13 protein-coding genes are annotated in these 17,862 nt (G+C 47.8%); 11 read left to right on the top strand and 2 right to left on the bottom strand.

Features of this window, described 5'->3' with window-relative positions; all coding sequences use genetic code 11:
* Positions 1 to 116 precede the first annotated feature (116 nt).
* From MHI52_RS29850 to MHI52_RS29815, 8 genes are all read left to right on the top strand, one after another.
* Positions 117 to 545, top strand: a complete 429-nt coding sequence (locus tag MHI52_RS29850) for an SRPBCC domain-containing protein (protein ID WP_405158151.1) — start codon at positions 117 to 119, stop codon at positions 543 to 545.
* Positions 546 to 782: 237 nt separating this feature from the next.
* A complete protein-coding gene (locus tag MHI52_RS29845; RefSeq protein WP_405158150.1) occupies positions 783 to 3,878 on the top strand; it encodes an ATP-binding protein in 3,096 nt (1,031 codons plus the stop codon).
* A 95-nt stretch (positions 3,879 to 3,973) separates the two neighbouring features.
* Positions 3,974 to 5,137 (top strand): response regulator, encoded by a 1,164-nt coding sequence (locus tag MHI52_RS29840; RefSeq protein WP_405158149.1) that lies wholly within the window; start codon positions 3,974 to 3,976, stop codon positions 5,135 to 5,137.
* Between the two features lie 27 nt (positions 5,138 to 5,164).
* On the top strand, positions 5,165 to 6,511 hold the full coding sequence (locus tag MHI52_RS29835) for a cryptochrome/photolyase family protein (RefSeq protein ID WP_405158148.1): 1,347 nt from the start codon (positions 5,165 to 5,167) through the stop codon (positions 6,509 to 6,511).
* Between the two features lie 281 nt (positions 6,512 to 6,792).
* Positions 6,793 to 7,965: an acyltransferase gene (locus MHI52_RS29830; RefSeq protein ID WP_405158147.1), complete on the top strand. Its 1,173-nt coding sequence runs from the start codon at positions 6,793 to 6,795 to the stop codon at positions 7,963 to 7,965.
* Between the two features lie 383 nt (positions 7,966 to 8,348).
* Positions 8,349 to 9,950 carry an HNH endonuclease gene (locus tag MHI52_RS29825; RefSeq protein WP_405158146.1) on the top strand — a complete coding sequence of 534 codons (1,602 nt, stop codon included), beginning with the start codon at positions 8,349 to 8,351 and terminating at the stop codon, positions 9,948 to 9,950.
* Between the two features lie 292 nt (positions 9,951 to 10,242).
* Positions 10,243 to 10,878, top strand: coding sequence for a TVP38/TMEM64 family protein (locus MHI52_RS29820; protein WP_245838419.1), 636 nt, complete (start codon positions 10,243 to 10,245; stop codon positions 10,876 to 10,878).
* Between the two features lie 67 nt (positions 10,879 to 10,945).
* Positions 10,946 to 12,025 (top strand): DUF1835 domain-containing protein, encoded by a 1,080-nt coding sequence (locus MHI52_RS29815; RefSeq protein WP_340983952.1) that lies wholly within the window; start codon positions 10,946 to 10,948, stop codon positions 12,023 to 12,025.
* A gap of 277 nt (positions 12,026 to 12,302) precedes the next feature.
* On the opposite strand, the gene MHI52_RS29810 is transcribed toward MHI52_RS29815, so the two are convergent.
* Positions 12,303 to 12,821, bottom strand: coding sequence for a cupin domain-containing protein (locus tag MHI52_RS29810; RefSeq protein WP_340983953.1), 519 nt, complete (start codon positions 12,819 to 12,821; stop codon positions 12,303 to 12,305).
* A 152-nt stretch (positions 12,822 to 12,973) separates the two neighbouring features.
* Between MHI52_RS29810 and MHI52_RS29805 the strand changes: the two genes are divergently transcribed.
* Complete coding sequence (locus MHI52_RS29805; RefSeq protein ID WP_340983954.1) at positions 12,974 to 13,975, top strand: NAD-dependent epimerase/dehydratase family protein; 1,002 nt, start codon at positions 12,974 to 12,976, stop codon at positions 13,973 to 13,975.
* A 165-nt stretch (positions 13,976 to 14,140) separates the two neighbouring features.
* Here the strand turns inward: MHI52_RS29805 and MHI52_RS29800 are convergent, their stop codons facing one another.
* Positions 14,141 to 14,317: a CsbD family protein gene (locus tag MHI52_RS29800; protein WP_074092719.1), complete on the bottom strand. Its 177-nt coding sequence runs from the start codon at positions 14,315 to 14,317 to the stop codon at positions 14,141 to 14,143.
* Between the two features lie 192 nt (positions 14,318 to 14,509).
* Between MHI52_RS29800 and MHI52_RS29795 the strand changes: the two genes are divergently transcribed.
* Both MHI52_RS29795 and MHI52_RS29790 read left to right on the top strand, forming a co-directional pair.
* On the top strand, positions 14,510 to 15,442 hold the full coding sequence (locus MHI52_RS29795; RefSeq protein WP_405158145.1) for a hypothetical protein: 933 nt from the start codon (positions 14,510 to 14,512) through the stop codon (positions 15,440 to 15,442).
* A 37-nt stretch (positions 15,443 to 15,479) separates the two neighbouring features.
* Entirely contained in the window at positions 15,480 to 17,279 is a 1,800-nt protein-coding gene (locus MHI52_RS29790; RefSeq protein ID WP_405158144.1) for an RNA polymerase sigma factor, read from the top strand.
* Positions 17,280 to 17,862: the final 583 nt, after the last annotated feature.

The raw sequence follows: 17,862 nt of genomic DNA, 5'->3' as shown, positions 1-17,862 counted from the left end.
CATAGGAATCACGCACCTTTTATGTAATATGTTCCAATTATAGGGTGGGGATAAAGCGGAGGTCAACTTCTATTCGGGTAGTCATACGAAATGAAATGTATAAGGAGGTAATTCGAATGGATTCATCATCAAGTTCATCAAGCGCACTGCCTGATATCCGGCAGGAACTGGTACTCCATGCACCTGTAGATAAGGTGTGGGAGATGGTCTCGACCGAGCAGGGACTGAGAACCTGGTTCATGCCAGGCAATCTGGAACCCGTGGAAGGTCACGAGTTTATATTGGAAGCAGGCCCCTTCGGCCAATCACCATGTCAGGTGACGGAAGTTCTTCCGCTACACAAGCTGTCATTCCGCTGGGGTAAGGACTGGACGTTGACGTTCCAACTGAATGAACAGCCCGAAGGTACGGATTTCACACTGATTCACAGCGGTTGGGATGCGGATAAACTGACCGAGTTTGGACAGGCCCACGCTATCGTACGCGAACGTATGGAACAGGGATGGGCCGGAATCGTTCAGAAGCTTGCCCAAGTTGTTAAATAAATCTTCATTCAATCAACCCCAGGTCATTTCGCCCGTTCTTTCCGGTGAAATTCGGCCTGGGGTTCCTTGGTGTACCAAGAGCTGGTGGAAAAGATAGAAATCGGTCAAATATAACGAATTTGACCGATTATGATACGGAAACTATTTCCGTGAGCACCAGAAACGTGTAACATGAATTATAGTGTAAATCGACAAAATTAGACGTCTCTCGCCATTGTGGATGGAAGGAATACATAGATGAGAAAACACTGGATTATGCTGACCATAAGTTTCATATGTATTGTCATTGTTCCACTGGGTTGGATCGCCCAGACGTTAATTAGCGAGCGGATTAACCCTCAAGCTTCAGAGGGGAAAATTGACCTGACCCAATGGGACTTTGATCGCAAGGGTGCAGCGTCTCTAAAGGGTATCTGGGATTTCTACCCTGGGCAGTTGCTGAGCCCGGCAGATATTGAAGCAAGTGTATCCGGTCGCAAGCCTTTGCCGGCTTCGTCGGGCACTCAAGTTCCTGCCCGATGGAACAAATCTTTGGGGCAGGCCCATGGGTATGGAACCTATCATTTGCAAGTTCAGCTTACACCCCGGACGATGAAAAATGATTATGGTATACGCACACAGAATATACGCATGGCCCACCGGGTATTTATCGATGGGAAAGAGATTGGTGGCAAAGGCCTGCCAGGAAAGACTAGGGCAACAGATATACAATTAAATCTGCCCTTTACAGGATTCACGTCCATTGAGGGCAATACGGCTGACATTATCATTCAAGTATCAAATTATAGTTACTCGTCCGGGGGCATAGTAGCGCCCATTTTGTTTGGAGACGAGCATAGTATTCTGAAAAGTCAGCAACAAGATTGGCTCAGGGATCTGATGGCCTTATTCGGTTTTATCTTGCCAGCCGCCTTTTTTCTACTTCTGTTCAGATTACGACGTACGGAGAAGGAGCTTCGTTTTCTCGGATTATTCAGCCTTTCTGGTGCGGTGTACGCTCTGACACATGGGGAGAAGTTACTGGGTACGTTTGTACCGTTCCTGACCAATAATGAGATACTTCGGATTCAGCTCCTTAGTTCAGCCTTTGCCTATTATTTTTTGCTTCGGTATATGGATGCCCGTGTACCAGGAGCAGTTCATCAGTGGTTTGTTCGTCTGGCTGTAGTGCTAATCGTTACCCAGACTATTGTGGGTCTTACGCTTCCTCCAACGCTTTTCTCGTCTCTTGAGCTTCCCATGTTGCTGATCTCACTTGTTGTCATGTTCTATACGCTGCGAGCCATTTTCTATTGGTTGAAAGGACGGCCGAATGACAGCCACTTTGCACTGGTGAGTATGATGAGCATACTCATGGTTGTTGTGTTATATACGCTTGGTGCGTTCACTACCCTAGACACAGCGTTCTTTGCGCTGATTGAACTTTTATTATTTGTATTTGCCCAGATGATTGTGACCGCAATCCGCTTTGCACAATCATTCCGAGACGTGGAAGCTCTGTCGGAGCGTTTGCTGGCCATCGACAGCCTGAAGGACGAGTTCATGGCGAATACGTCTCATGAGCTACGAACTCCCCTGCATGGCATCATTAATATTGCACAATCCATGCTGGAAGGGGCGGCTGGAGCAGTCACGCCCAAGCAAGCGAAAAATCTCTCCATGATTACTTCAACCGGGAAGCGCCTTTCACTGCTGGTTAACGATATTTTGGATTTTGCCAAATTAAAAAATAGTGAGATCGAGTTAAAACGGGTAGCTGTCGATCTGGAATCCGTTGCTCGTACTGTGGTTGAAGTCTCGGGTTTCACGTTTGAGGACAAGCCGGTTATATTGATTCAACAATGGCCCCAGTCCTTGCCACTTGTTGAGGCAGACGAAGATCGCCTAAGGCAAGTTCTGTATAACTTGCTGGGTAACGCCTATAAGTACACTGAGCAGGGTGAGATTCGATTGTACGCCAGCGTTGAAGGGGACTGGGTGAAGGTATCGGTCGCTGATACAGGGGTAGGCATTGCCTTGGACAAACAGGAGGATATCTTCCAGGCGTATGAGCAGAGTAACGGCACGATTGAGCGATTGAATAATGGAACCGGACTGGGTCTGAGTATTACGCGAAAACTCGTTGAGCTTGGCGGTGGTGAGATCTGGGTTGAATCGGAGCCGGGGCAAGGTTCGACCTTTCATTTCACCCTGCCTGTTATGAAAATGCCACTTTTGCAAACTCATTCGAAACCAGCTGCCGCCCGATATGTTGCTGCACAGGGGGCAGGGGCGAAGGAGCTTGTGACAAGAGAGTCAGATGAGCAGGATGATCTTACGGAAGCGGAGCATACGATTCTGATTGTAGACGATGATCCCGTCAATCGACAGGTATTGCTTAACCTATTGTCGACGGAGCGGTATCGTGTGATTGCAGCGGACAGCGGGTCCACTGCATTGAAACTCCGTGAGGAGTTCCCGTCCATTGATCTTGTTATTACGGACTGGATGATGCCTAAGATGTCCGGACTTGAGTTATGTCGCAAACTGCGCGAGCACAGTTCCTTGTCTGAGTTACCGATTCTGATGCTGACCGCCCGTGGGTTGCCTGAGGATATCAAACACGGATTCCAAGCGGGAGCCAATGACTTCCTGAGCAAACCGGTGGATGCCGGTGAATTGCGCGCCAGAGTTCGGACGTTAATTGAGATGCGGAGTTCTGTGCAGGAGGCTATTCGGACCGAAATGGCCTTTTTGCAGGCCCAGATCAAGCCACACTTTCTATATAATGCACTCAATGTTATTATCGCAACCTGTGCAGTGAATCCGGACAAAGCAACCGATCTGCTGATTGAATTGAGTCATTACCTGCGCGGAAGTTTTGACTTCCAGAACAGGGAGCAGCTTGTTCCTTTGACCAAAGAGCTGGAATTGGTGGAGTCTTATGTGCATCTGGAACAGGCGAGATTTGAGGAAAGACTGGTGGTTGAGTATGAGGTGGAATCGGACGTACATCTGTATCTGCCACCTCTCAGTATTCAGCCTCTTGTGGAGAACGCCATTCGCCACGGCGTGATGGAGCGGGCAGCCGGCGGGACAGTTCATCTTAGGATTTTCCAAGAGAGCGAGCATGTAGTCGTACAGGTCCAAGATGATGGTGTAGGTATCCCTCCTGAGCGTATGGCTCAGGTCAAGTCTGGGCGTACGGAAGGTCCGGGAGGTGTGGGGCTGCAAAATATAAACCGTCGCCTGATGTCTCTCTATGGTCAGGGGCTGGAGATTCATAGCCATGTGGGTAAAGGCACGCAGATCCGATTCCGTATCCCCGTGCAAAAGGTGGATTATTCCAATTAGTGTGCCAAGTGAAGCAATTATGGTTAACAGACTAGGGGGTGCCGATAAAATCGGTATTCCTATTGAATCTTTCATGGCAGGAGGCTGAAAGAACGGTGAGAGCCATTGTGATCGATGATGAGAAGCCAGCGCAGCTTCATCTGGAGCGACTACTACGAACGGACGGACGAATTACACCCGTGCAATGTTTTTCAACAGTTCGTGATGGTCTCCATTTTCTGGCAAAGGAGCGTGTAGATGTTGTATTTTTGGACATTGGAATGCCCGAGATGAATGGCCTGGAAGCGGCTGAATATATACAGCAATTGGATCAGAGTATTCGTATTATCTTTGTTACGGCTTATGCGGACCATGCAGTGGAAGCATTTGAGCTGCATGCACTGGATTATGTACTGAAACCGGTCAGCTCGACCCGATTGGCCAAAACCGTTGATCGAATTGCGGGCATAATGTCGCATAATTCCCAAGTTACAGCCACCGCCGAGGTACAGGGATCGGAACCTGTACCTGTGGAGTTGGATACTGAAGTTCCGGGGCTGCTTACGTTCAAACATCTGGATATCTACAGAAGCTTGGATCAGGGTGCCAAGAAACATAAGTGGCGCACAACCAAATCACAGGAATTGTTTGCTTTTTTGTTTCATCACAGGGAAGAATGGGTAAGCAAGGAGATTCTGCTGGATAAGCTATGGGGCGATGTTTCCCAGGAAAAGGGATTAACCCATCTACATACTTCCGTGTACCAGATTCGAAAGCTGCTTAAGGAATGGAACATGACAGGCAAGCTGGAGTACAATATGAACCGTTATCGTCTGTTATCAGGCAATCTGGTAAGTGATGTGGATCAATTTGAAAAATCGATGGTTTACCATGTCATCACATCCGACAATGTCGATGACTTGAGGCATATGATTCCGCTTTATCGTGGCGATTATCTGGAAGAGCATGATTATCATTGGGCACAGGCGAAAGCAAGGGAACTCAGACGCAAGTATACAGCGCTGGTTATGGATATCGCGAGATGGGACATGGAGCATGGTCGTGGCAAGGAAGCGATTGAGCAATTAACGATATTACAGGAACGGGAGCCTTATTCGGAAGAGATCTGCCGACTCATGATGGAAGTGTATGCATCCATGGATGATCAGCAAGGCATACTTCGTTTATATCATTCATTTACATTGACATTAAATGAAGATCTGGGGTATCAGCCGGAGCCCGAAACAAGCAGGTTATATAAGAACCTGACGGACAAATAAACGTAAGTTCAGACAGGAGGATGAGGCATGAAGCTATTCATACACCGCAAAGATTTGCGTACGGATGATCTGGCCGCATTCGATTATTTGCGGGAACATCAAGAAGAGAGTGTGCATGTTCTCATCTATGATTCATTCCTCCTGCGGCAAGGCCGAGAGAAGGAACACAGCGGTGTGAATTTCAGGCAGCACGCAGCGGAATTAGGCAGACAGTATCTTGAAGCCAAACGAAAACTGCATGTTGCTTATGGCAAACCGGCTGAAGTGGTTGAATTCATCCTGAACGAATTCAAAGGTGAGATTGACGAAATTGTGGTCCATCGGGACATGACGCCATATGCAATCGAGCGGGATAGGGCCATACGCAAAGTCAGTGAGGCGCATGAGGTTTCGTTCACACAACTGCCGGATCATCTGTTGATGGATCTGAATGGATTTGCCAATTTTACAGGCAAGTCGGAGCCATATAAAGTATTTGCGGCTTTTCATCGGCGTTGGGTGGAATTCATGAATGAACATCCCAACCCTCCTTCGGCAACAACGGTTGCAGCGTTGAAGGTGAGTGATCGTCAGATTGAATGGCCGGATGCAATGCAGGTACCTCCGGAGTTGCTGGAGGGCAGTGGTTCGAATGACGAGGACCCGCATCTGCTGTTGGATCAATTTTTGTCGGATCGAATTGCTGAATACGGGGATCATCGGGATGAATATGAGGCGTACGAGCCGAGTCATCTCAGTTCTTACGTAGCTGTGGGAGCTGTATCCATTCGCAAAATGTATGATGCGGCGAGTCGCACGGCTGAGGCTGGGGAATGGATCAGGCAGTTGTGCTTCCGCGACTTCTATCTGTATCGGGCGGTCTATGAGAGTCACTATTTTACATATGAAAAGGTGTACGATCTCTCGGCTCTCCATGATGATTACTTTGAACGGTGGTGCAAGGCGGAGACAGGCATTCCGATTATTGATGCAGCGATGACGGAACTGAATGAAACCGGACATATGCCAAACCGGCTGCGGATTCTCACGGCGATGTTTCTCACCAAAAACCTGCAATGCCCATTCACCCTGGGGGAAGCTTATTTCAGACGCAAGCTGAGTGACTATGATAACATTCAAAACCGTGGTAACTGGTTATGGTGTGCCTCGCTTGGTGAGAATGCGGCTCCGTATTTTCGCGTGAACAATCCGGTAACACAATCCGAGAAGTATGATCCGCAAGGTGATTATATTCGCAAGTGGTTGCCTGAATTGAAGGATCTGCATAGCAAGGACATCCATAAGCCGCGCAAGGATGCCATTGTTGATCTGAAGGCATCGAGACAGGCAGCTATCGACGTGTATAAACAGATTCTGGCGAGTCGTGCGAAGTAGACTCAGTCAGGGGCGTGATCATGCCCAAACCCAAATTTACCATTCTCATCCGGTTGATCCAATATTCATTTGGTTGAGAGCAGGATGTTCCACAGACCGCGTACTCGCGGTCTTTTTTACATATATAGACATGAAAATAGTGTGAAATGTGTTGAAAATTTAGGAATTGTTAAGAAAATAGACTATCCATCTTAAGCATTATGGCTTTTAATAGATAGAGAGCTTTATTGTATTAAGTCATATCTGACATATTGACGAACACATTAAGGAGAAACGTAAACATGAGTGAAACACTGAAAAGAGAGCGAATTCCAGAGCTGAATCTGGTGCGTGCCATGGCAATTATCGGCGTACTGTGCGTGCATTCCACGTCCTATGCAACGGTGGACATGACGGGTTCAGGCTACTACTGGCTGTACAACTTTATTAATATCTTTATGAAATATGGTACGCCAACCTTTATTTTTATGAGCAGTTTTGTACTGTTCTATAACTATTATTCCCGTCCGCTGGATAAGAAACTCGTGAGTAACTTCTACAAGAAAAGATTTGTGTATATTTTGCTTCCGTATTTCCTTTTTTCATTAATGTATTTTGTATTGCTGCATTTCACGCATTATCAGGGCCGACCTTTCGGCGAATCGGCAGTAAGTTTTATCACGAAATTGTTTACAGGTAAGGCCTATACACATCTGTACTTTGTGTTTATTAACATGCAATTTTATCTGTTATTCCCATTGGTGTTATGGTTGCTTAAGAAATATCCTTCTGTGGTGAAATGGTCTGTTCCGATTGGACTATTGATTCAATGGGCATTCATCGTAAGTAATAAATATGGATTCCAGGTGCCCAACAAGGGAAGCTGGGCGTTTTCGTACTTCTCCTATTTCATGCTAGGTGCTTTTATCGGAGTGTACTTCCCTAAAATCAAGCAATGGTTTGTTATCAGTCGAGCCAATGCAACCAAAGGACGCGTAGCTTCATGGATTCTGCTCTGGGCGGTATGGATCATTGCTGGGTTTGGCCATGTGTATATCTATTACCTGCTGCGTCTGAAGATCGCAACGTATAACACACTGTGGTATGAATTCTTCTGGAATGTGCATACCTTTGCTTGTGCACTGGTGCTTATCCAGATTGCCTATCTGCTCTATCGCAAAGGGCCTTCACTCATCGTCAAGCCGCTGAATCGGCTTGGGGCATTGTCCTTTGGCATCTATCTGATCCATCCCTTCTTCCTGCTGGTGTATCGTGAATTTCCACCGCAAACAGGTGTTTCTTGGTTAGTGCATCTGTGGTATGCCGGAGGATTCGGTGTAGCTCTGATCGCTTCGTGGATCGTCGTTGGATTGACGGCAAGGTTTGTTCCATATGCATGGGTCATCTTTGGCAATCTGCCAAAACCCAAACCACGTCTGGTCCCACAACAGAACTCGGGCCAACTGGACGTTTGATAAGATGTATTTCCAACACAGGAATAATAAACCGTTTCTTGGTCGACCTTAGGGGAGAGCAGGAAGCGGTTTTTTTGATGTATGCAGATATGTGTAATATGGGGAACGAGTGTTTCTTTTTCATGTATGAGGGGTAATCATAAGGCGGAACGATAATACATTATGGATAACAGGATTAAGGTGAATATAATGACAACATGCGAAAAATGCGGGAGACCGATGCAGGATATATTGGAATATGTGGAACACATTCTTCACGAATGCAGTGAACAGACACAGGAGTACAACTCGAAAGATTATCAGGCCTATGGCCATGAGGGTGTTCACGAGCAGATGTGATACAATAGAAAGAAACCGGATTCATACGGAACCGAGGTGACAACATGGAGACGGGTCCAGCCCCTTTCCGGCAAGGAAAGACGGAACAAGAAGCGCGACTGAGCAAAACGTGTATGTATTGCGGACAACAGCGGCCGATGTCCGAATTCCGGCGCAGAACCGGAAAGCGGGCAGGTCCCGGAGCCAGGCGGGGAGCCTGCCGCAGCTGTCGCCAACTTGGTGGACAAGCTGACCACGAGTCAGGTTCAAGCGTGAGCGGACGAACGAATGAACGGATCGAGCATCAACGGGATGGCTTGGAGACACGTGCTGTTACTGCCAGACGCTCTGCATCTGCGAGAGATGAGGTAGGTCGTACCTCCCATGGTATGGAGCAAGGATCTGCTACGTTGGCTGAGTCTGACAGAATTCTGGTGTCTCAACCATCAGTAGACTCAAGTTCTTCGAATGACGATGAACGCGCTGAGTTGGTGGCTTCGCCACCCTCTTCTTCGGGTATACGGAAGAAGAGGAGAAGACGGAGGAAGAGCAAGCGATCAGAGAGCATAACGGGCAATGAGCTGAGAGAGACGAGTCTGGAGCATGATGGTTTGGCAGGTGAAGTAGGAGATGAGCCACAGCCAGGCGAGCGCTGGCGTGGGGAAGAAGGGCATTCGCAGGGGCATGCTGCTGCGAATGAGAAGGGCAGTGCACAGCGGGCAGGCGCGCGAGCTGCCGCTGCAGTGCAGGCCGCCGAGCAAGCTGCGGCAGCAGAGCCCATGGCTGCGGATCAACCGACCGCAGCCAAACGCAAGCGCAAGCGGCGCCGCAAGCGTGTTGCCGCGCTCGCGCCCGGCGCAGGGCAGGCCCGCAGCGTAGCTGCTGAGGCCCATGCGCCGGCACTGAGCGACCGTGGCGATGCCACCACGGTCGCTGCACCTTCGGCGGCGGAGGCACAGCCTGCCGCCACCAGGCGCGAGCCTGGGCAAGCGCCGGGGGCTGCTGCGGAGGCAGGGCCTCCTGCGCCCGTGCGCCAGCCTGGCTCGCCAGGGTCCAAGCCGCGCCAGGCGCGCAAAGAGCGTGCGCCCAAGGCGAGCGGCGAAGACGCTGCCCGCGTTGCATCCGGGCAGCGACCCGCGCATGCCAGCCGCAGCCACGGGGCTGGCACGGATGGCCGTCCCCGCCGCCAGACACCGTCGGCCCCGGTTGCTATCGACCCGGAAGATCCGGCTTCGCTCCGGACCAACCGACAAGGCATGGTACGGATGAGAGGTAAGACGGACAAAGGCAGACGCTGGCATCAGGAAGTGGACATGGAGCTTGCGGTCACGCTGGTGAAGGAAAAAGCCGCTGTGGTGGTCAATCGGTACACGATTCGCCGATTGTTCAGCAACAAGGATTTCAAGCGGTATATTTTAACCCGGGATCACTACACCTGTTACTTCTGTGGATCGTACGGAGATACGATTGACCATCTGCTGCCGCGTGCTAAAGGTGGACATACCACTCCGCTCAACTGTGTCTGCGCCTGTAATCTGTGCAACCAGTCCAAAGCAGCGATGGATGCCGAAGAGTTCATGCGTTCCGGTATTCCCGAATGGAATGCTGCCCATCAGGCAGAATTGATTGAACTGGCCATGCAGGAAGCGCAGCTGGAAGAAGGATAATATGCCCCCGAAGATGGATCGGGGTTTCGATATGAAGAGCACACCAAGACCACAGAGGTCGAGGTGTGCTTTTTTGATTTAATTCTGATTTGGGTGGGAAGTCAGTTCGCTGTGCAATAATTTCTTCAAATTGACAACGGTGTTCATCGAAGATGTACGTTATACTGGGAGGGAGTTACTAAAGAAGCTTCATCATCCATATGAATGATGAAATGTATAGTGAACATCAAACCTGAGAACTTAGACTGTATAGATTGGATGGATGCAGATGACCCCGGCAGCATTGGACATTATGTCATATATTACGGAAGAAAATATTCGTTTCTGGCTGGAGAAGTTTCGCTCCCTGGGCCCGTTACCGGGAATTTTGCTTACGTTTATGAAATCATTTGTACCACCGCTTCCAACGCTGTTGATTGTGGGCGTAAACGGTGCGGTATACGGTCTGTGGGCAGGATTTATATATTCATGGATCGGTATGGTCCTCGGTTGTACCGTTACGTTCCTGATTGTACGGGAGATTGGGAAATCCGCTTTTGTAGAGCGATGGGCACGCAAACCTCGTGTGCAACGCAGCATGGTATGGATTCGAAGGAATGCATTCAGTTATGTTTTTCTGCTGAGTATCTTCCCGGTAGGTCCGTTTGTCATTATTAATGTGGCGGCAGGTATCGCGCGAATGCGATTATTATCTTTCCTGCTTGCGGTGGGCTGTGGTAAAGCGATCATGATCTTCTCTGTTACGTATATCGGTTCCAATGTGGAACAATTTCTGGAGCACCCAATACGCTGGGTAGGCGTATTACTGTTCATTGCGGTATCCCTGTGGGCAAGCCGCAAACTGGAGCGACACTTTACCCGGTCATCGTCAGATGGTGAAGATCTACATGATCTGAATCAACCCGCTGGAAAATCGATTTCTTCATGAATAAAAGAATGATCAGTGCGAAGATATAGGATTTCAGTAATCTCGTTAGCTCGAAGGAGGACCCAGCATGAATGATAATATCTATGCATTCAGCCGAACGATAAATCGTATGAGTGAAGATGAACTTCGTTCAGTACTGCGTGTGCTCTATATGAAATCAGCACAAGTGGTCAAGCGGCAGGAAGAGCAAGGCGAAAAGGTGGATTTTGCGGAAGCGGTACAGTCACTGTTTCGGAATATGGATATCCCTTTTGATCTGGGGCGTCTGGAACAACAAGCTCTCTCCGAGGTCGAGAAGCCAAATGAAATTCATATCACGTTTGGAGACTCACCTCTAGGTAGTCTGAAAATGGGGATGAGTACATTACCTGATCAGGAAAAACGGAGTTTTTTTTCTATAGATGATAATTATGCGGTAGGGCCGTTAGGTGATCTGACCCGGCGTGCAGACTTGCAACGCAGGCATCTCTGGCTGACCGAACGAATGTGTCTCAATGACCGTGAGGCATATGGCATGCATGAACTGGAATCATTATTTGAGCTCAACGCCACAATACAGTCCTTTGATTCCAAGACGTCGATCATTATCTGGTATGCGAATAATGCACGGGAGAAGACGGGACTACTCTATGCCATGTATCTATTGCGGAACACCGAGAGTCCCATATATCTTATCGAAACGAGTGGCTTATATAAGCAATTATTTGATAGACCTGACGTTCAATACGATGTGCTCCACACAGGCGAGATTCTTCCGGAAAAGCTTCTGGCGATGTGGCACGTCTGCTCTGAGCAAGAGCCGCTGTCCAAGGGAGAACGCCGCCAACTGGAACAGGATTGGCTGGAACTTTCGGTACAGCCTGGGCTATTACGTATGATGGAGAATGGCGTGATTCGGAGCTTAACTGAAGATGCTTTGGACGAGTACATTATGCAGAAGGTGAGGGAACTGACACCGAACTGGGAGCCAGGCAAGTATATCCGAGCAGCTCGTATTGTGGGTGAAGTGATTGGTACAAGTAGCCAGCATATAAGTGATGCGTTCGTGGAGTACCGTCTACGACAACTGGTGCTGCAAGGCCAACTTGAAATGGATGGAAAGCCACTTGCAATGAGGTATTACAGTATTCGGCTTGCCGAGCGCTGAAAGGGACTAAGGCTGAAACGCACGGATAGAAAAACAAGCGACGAGATCGCGAAGTTTGAAATAAGACGGAAGATTTGAGCAGTTCCTTGCCCATATAGTAAGATGATCACGAAGTGTTCCCGATACCAGCTGTTCAGACTTAACACTTAAATAGACTGTTCCATCGGTGAGTAACTCCTACTTTTCCGGGGAACAGTCTATTTTTTCTCGTTAAGTACCGAACCAGCTTCGCTAGTGCATTGTCCAATAACATTCATCTTTATGATCTTCATTTGTATTATGATTTCTTCCCATTCCACATTTCTAGTAGCGGTCCGTGCTGTCCATAGACCGGATCGGTAACCGGGATCGGAACCTTTCGAATTTCCTGAAGAGCCTTGGCACGATCGTCTTCCTCACCTGTGCGTGTGTTGTAACTCATGCCGCCCGGATAAGCACCGGCAATACGAAAATCAGTGCTGGACTCCAGACGTTTATGCCCTGTTCCAGCGGGAAGCACGACAACGTCGCCTGTTTGAAGGTAAACTTTCTGACCATTTTCTCCGCCTAAAATCAGTTTCACGAATCCACTCACCACAGCAAGAGCCTCATGAGCATTACTATGATAATGATGATAATTGAACACACCATTCAACCAGCTATTTCCCCATCCATTACGGTTCAGCAACGATTCTGCGTGAAGGGCCTCTTCAGCCCATACGTTCTTATACAAAAGAACAGGCAGGGTCGGATGATTGGGAATTACACCGTCATCCTGAAGGAATAACGTCTCTATGTCCTTTTTCCGTTCATTCATCTCACATCACCTCACTATAAATTACCCGATAAACTCAAGGACGAACAAAAAACAATTGTAAAATGATACAAAATGTATCATTTTAAGGTTATACTCAGTACATATACTCTCTTCATTGCACTCGTTGTATAAATCGCAAGGGGGAATCGTGTGTGAACATTGTTATTACAGGGGCTTCTGGATTTGTGGGATTTAATCTTTCACAGTATTTGGCGCAAAAGGGGCATCAAATTACCCTTCTGGATCGGGATGATTATTGTCAGAGGCTTGTTCATGTCTCTCCTCTGCATGAGATGCCGTTCATCTGTTGTGACCTTGCATCGGACCGGATTCATCTACCTCCAGGAACAGATTACATTATCCATCTGGCTGCCATGCCACACGTGGATTATTCGTATCATCAGCCAGGGGAAGTTTTCCGCAATAATACACTCAGCACACAGTCTATCCTGCAATATGCTACGGAACATCACATTCCAGTCTTGCTGGCTTCATCCGTTGAAGTGTATGGCGGCGATTGGGGCAGAGTCTATCATGAATCAGATCCGTATGCACCCGTCTCTCCTTATTCCGCGTCCAAAGTTGCGTGTGAAATGCTGGCTCACTCCTATGCTCAATGTTACCAGCTTCCAGTCAAACTCTTTCGTTTGACCAACCTCTATGGTCCATGGCAGTTGCCAGACCGTATTATTCCCCGAAATTTTGGTCGGATGTTGGACGGACTGCCTCTGGATATTCAGGGATCGGCAGTGCGTGATTTCTTGTATGTAGATGATGCCCTCCGGGCCATTGAACAGATCATGCTGAAAGGCAAAGACGGACAGGTCTACAACATATCAACAGGGCTTGGAACAACCATGCAGGAGATCGGGGAGATATTGAAACCAATGGATCGATCCGTAGCTGCTGTAGAGATTCGGGAGCAAGAACCAACCCAGTCCAGAGGGTCCAGTCTGGTCGTACATTCAGGCAGATTGCGAGCGGAATTGGGTTGGTTACCACAAACCACGTTGGAAAAGGGATTGGAAAAAACCTTCCGTTGGTATCGGGAACATCCCGAATGGGTCAGACAGTTCAGCCGTGAATACCATACAACAAGGGAAACGCGCAGTTTCATTATCGATATGGCAAGATACGCAGTTCCAGCAGTATAAAATGCACAAAAAAAGCCAGGGAAGGGTGTATTGAGTAACACCTTCCTTGGCTTTTTTGCGCCTCCGTCTCATTTTCGAATTTCATCCGAACACGGACGGTCAGGCTATTTTAAAACGATCTATTGCACGAAATCTTCGTGCTGTTGGACCTCACATTAAAAGGATCTAGTGATGATCTTTTTTAATGTCGGCAATTTTATCCTGTACAGCACCTTTGGCTTTGTCTTTTTTACCCTCAGCCTGAAGGGATCTGTTGTTGGTTGCATTACCGATCTGATCCTTCACTTCGCCTTTGGCTTTATTTACGCCTGCTTTGATTTTGTCGCCAGTTGAATTACTCATATCGAACATCTCCTTCGTTTCTGGTGTAGTCCTTATTAACCGGGATGTCCGTATTCTAAACGTTCACTATTTCGTGGCGGTCAGAAATTTGTTCTGGATATTCTGTCAGAAATGATCTGTACGAAGAGTCAGTATAAGTATAGGCATTGCATAATTGCGTGCTTCATTAAAGGAATGAGAGGATGTTATGATATGAGCAATTATATTGGAAATGGTGCGTATTGTTACGCCAATTCAGCTTCAATGCTGCTGTCGTCCATTGGAGAAAAGATAGATCCCGGTCTGCTTGAAACCATCGGTGGCTTTTCACTAGGGGCCTTTCGAACGCAGGAAGATATGCTTTTTTTTGATAACTGTACCTCCAGTCCTGATCTGGCCATCAGCAAGGCGATGAGCATTCTGGGATTTAGTGTGCGCGAAAGTGTGCAAGCACGGGGTACAGAGATGCCTGTAGATGAGCTAAGAGAGGCTTTGAAGCAGGGCCCTGTGATGATGGGGCCGCTGGATATGGGCAAACTCGTCTACAATCCCAACTCTCCCAACCTGGGTGGTTGCGATCATTATGTAGTTGCGCTCAATATGATGGGCGATGAAATATGTCTGCATGACCCGGCTGGATTTCCGAATGTCTTCCTGACACTGGATAAACTTGAGGAAGCATGGAAGTCTGAATTCCCATGGAGTAGTGGTGTGTATCGACGATGGTGGAGTCCTGAACGCATTGAACATCCTGATCTGGAGGAGATTAACCGCCGGGCTTTCACTTGGTTCAAATCAACCCTTACAGAACAGACCCATGATATTGCTGCACGGGAAGGACGAACCGGAGCTTCAGCCATTCTGCATAAGGCGGAACAGGTTCGTACTGGAGCAATCGATGGTAATGAGTGGGCTCATTATGTGTATTTTGCTCTGCCAGTAGGCGCGCGTCGTGCCCATGATTATGGTTTGTTTTTTAACACAATCCATCCTGACCTTTCTGCTTTGAAATACGCACAATCCCGCCAATTCGGGGAATGCCAATCCCGTCTTGTCTCTCGGAACTGGGAGGCTGCTGCGACAATCATGGTGGCACTCGCGGAGACGGAAGCCATGATCGAAGCTTCTATTTTGAAGATGGAGTAATGAAAGTGAAGCGGCGCTATAAGAAAGGGAGATATACATGGATGGATTAACTAACAATCGCCATATCAGGCCAGGGGAAGATGAGATATTAGAGGATCGGCAAAAGGAACCGGATATCGCGCTTATCCAACGAGCCCAAACGGGGGATACAGAGGCCTTTGGAGAGTTGATTCACCGTTACCGTGGGCAATTGTTTCGTTATGTGCGAGCGCTTACGTATGATTCTTATCTCGCAGAAGACATTTTACAGGATGGGCTTATTCGTGCGTTCATTCATATGGGACAGCTTCAGAATGCTGAGCGTTTTATGGCCTGGATGCAGCGTATTGTACGTAATCAGGCGTACTCACATATGCAGCGCCAAAAGCAGCAGAGGGAACAACATTTTTCTTCGTTCTTTGCATTTGGATTTGGAGCCGATGATGCCTCATGGAGCGATCAAGACTCGCTCGACATGACGCTGAATCATCTTTTGAATGACACAGATTGGAGATCGCAGGAGACAGGCTATGATCCGTATCAAGCTGTTGCTCAGCAGGAAATGAGGAACAATCTCCACAGGCTGTTGGGTTGTCTGAATGAAAGAGAACAACAGGTCTTCACATCATATTGGATGGAGCAGCTGTCAACGCAAGAAATAGCCTGCAAATTCAACCTGACAAGTGCCAATGTGTATCAAATTCTGTCCCGTTCACGTAAAAAAGTGTCTCAGCTTCATATTCATTTATCTGTAGAAGAAATGCTGGTAGAGTGGAATTCACTCGGGCAAAATCGAGTGACTCTGGAGGAACCCCTTTCGTTTCGGACTCCCCAAACCTGGAACTCGGCAGTAGCATCCATTCACGAGATGTTAGGTTATATCGGTCCATCTCCGTCTCTCCCCATGGTTATGGGGATGAGTGGACTTTCTTTTCGTTTGACCATCCTGCCTCAGGACATACATATTGCTGGACCTACCGCCTATAACTTCAAAGAGGTGCTTACAAGAGGATTGCAACATATGGGTTATCGTTCCCATGCGGTTGAGGCTTTGGCGAGCGAAGCGGGACTCAATGCCAATCTGGTCGATCCTTCAATGCTAGAGGAGAAAGCGAAGGGGAAAAGGTTGCTTAATCCAAGACTTGTTCAGGCCCTCTCCCTGATACGTTACGCCATTCATCGTGGAGTTCCGGCCGTCGTGTGGGACCTGAATATTCCTGAATTCGGGTTGATCTATGGCTATGATGATGCAGCCCGGACCCTATACGGTACCGATTTCACTAAATCAGGAATAATTCCCTATGATCATGTAGGCCGGGGTGTGAATCAGGAAGTATTTGTACTGGTAGCCGAATCAGATGGAATGATACGAGAAATGAACTTGCACGCGGCACTGACAGCTGCGTTGGCTCATTATCGTGGGGAGGACCCGTATACCCTGCCGAACACAGTCAGTGGCGTGGCTGCCTATGCAGTCTGGAGAGAAGCCCTTGAATACAGACGGGTAGAACCGAATGGTCACGCCTATAACATTGCGGTTTTGTGGGATGCAAGGCGTTATGCAAGCGAGTTTTTCAAAGAACTTTCACTAAAGTGGGCTTCGACTGCCTGCTATTCCAACTTGATTCCATTCTGTCTTCTTGCAGAAGAGTTATATCGAAACATGTCTCAAAAGTTAAATACACTCGCAGAATTATTTCCTTTTCCAGATGGAGGACTGCCTAATGAGAAGCTTCATGCCGATCAGGCTATCTCGATACTGCTGGAAGTGGAGGAATTGGAGCGAGCCGGCATCGTTGCAATAAAAGCATTGCTTGAAGAAATGGATCAGTATTCCCCAGAAATAGTTATGGTTTGACCTAATTGTACCGATCAGATCGGGCAAAAAGTGAAAACAAGTATCAGGAGGCAGGGCGATCCGTCAGGCCTTCTTTCTGTCTTTTTTTTGCATTCGTGACGCAAGAGGTTCATACTTGAAATAGAAAAGATGTCTCAATGTTGGAATAAGGCTGAGCCCAACGCTGCATAATAACGACAGTGACCAATTTCGTTGCATGAAAATTGTGATATTGGAAAACAATTCCTGAACATTTGGATAAACAAATCCTTCCTTGTGTACATATCGCACATCTGGTCATATGTGATCTTGTCTTAATACCACATGTGGTAGGAATACGGATCTTGGACAGGAGGATCGGCGGGGTTAGCTTGCCTTCATGGGTTGACAAAAAAATCGATTTTGTTACAATGTTCACAATATCTTCACAAGTGTAAAAAATTTCTTTTTCATGTTCATGTGTAAGAGGTGTAATATAAGGGTATAGAGTTCGGTTTCGGCCTGCTTGTCGTTTTGTGCGTCAACACATGTTGTCCGCAATAGATCCAAGATACAATGCATGATATGGGAGTGGCCCTGAGCTACGCTCATCCTATTGTGTGAA

This window comes from Paenibacillus sp. FSL H8-0283, from assembly GCF_045040675.1.
Lineage (GTDB): Bacteria > Bacillota > Bacilli > Paenibacillales > Paenibacillaceae > Paenibacillus > Paenibacillus amylolyticus.
Note: the sequence above shows the minus strand (reverse complement) of the source record. Positions and strands in the feature narration are given on the sequence as shown.

Coding starts and splice junctions, on each gene's coding strand:
- MHI52_RS29815 (WP_340983952.1), top strand. CDS start 10,946: ATGAATGATAATATCTATGCATTCAGCCGAACGATAAATCGTATGAGT.
- MHI52_RS29820 (WP_245838419.1), top strand. CDS start 10,243: ATGTCATATATTACGGAAGAAAATATTCGTTTCTGGCTGGAGAAGTTT.
- MHI52_RS29800 (WP_074092719.1), bottom strand. CDS start 14,317: ATGAGTAATTCAACTGGCGACAAAATCAAAGCAGGCGTAAATAAAGCC.
- MHI52_RS29790 (WP_405158144.1), top strand. CDS start 15,480: ATGGATGGATTAACTAACAATCGCCATATCAGGCCAGGGGAAGATGAG.
- MHI52_RS29830 (WP_405158147.1), top strand. CDS start 6,793: ATGAGTGAAACACTGAAAAGAGAGCGAATTCCAGAGCTGAATCTGGTG.
- MHI52_RS29835 (WP_405158148.1), top strand. CDS start 5,165: ATGAAGCTATTCATACACCGCAAAGATTTGCGTACGGATGATCTGGCC.
- MHI52_RS29825 (WP_405158146.1), top strand. CDS start 8,349: ATGGAGACGGGTCCAGCCCCTTTCCGGCAAGGAAAGACGGAACAAGAA.
- MHI52_RS29850 (WP_405158151.1), top strand. CDS start 117: ATGGATTCATCATCAAGTTCATCAAGCGCACTGCCTGATATCCGGCAG.
- MHI52_RS29845 (WP_405158150.1), top strand. CDS start 783: ATGAGAAAACACTGGATTATGCTGACCATAAGTTTCATATGTATTGTC.
- MHI52_RS29810 (WP_340983953.1), bottom strand. CDS start 12,821: ATGAATGAACGGAAAAAGGACATAGAGACGTTATTCCTTCAGGATGAC.
- MHI52_RS29795 (WP_405158145.1), top strand. CDS start 14,510: ATGAGCAATTATATTGGAAATGGTGCGTATTGTTACGCCAATTCAGCT.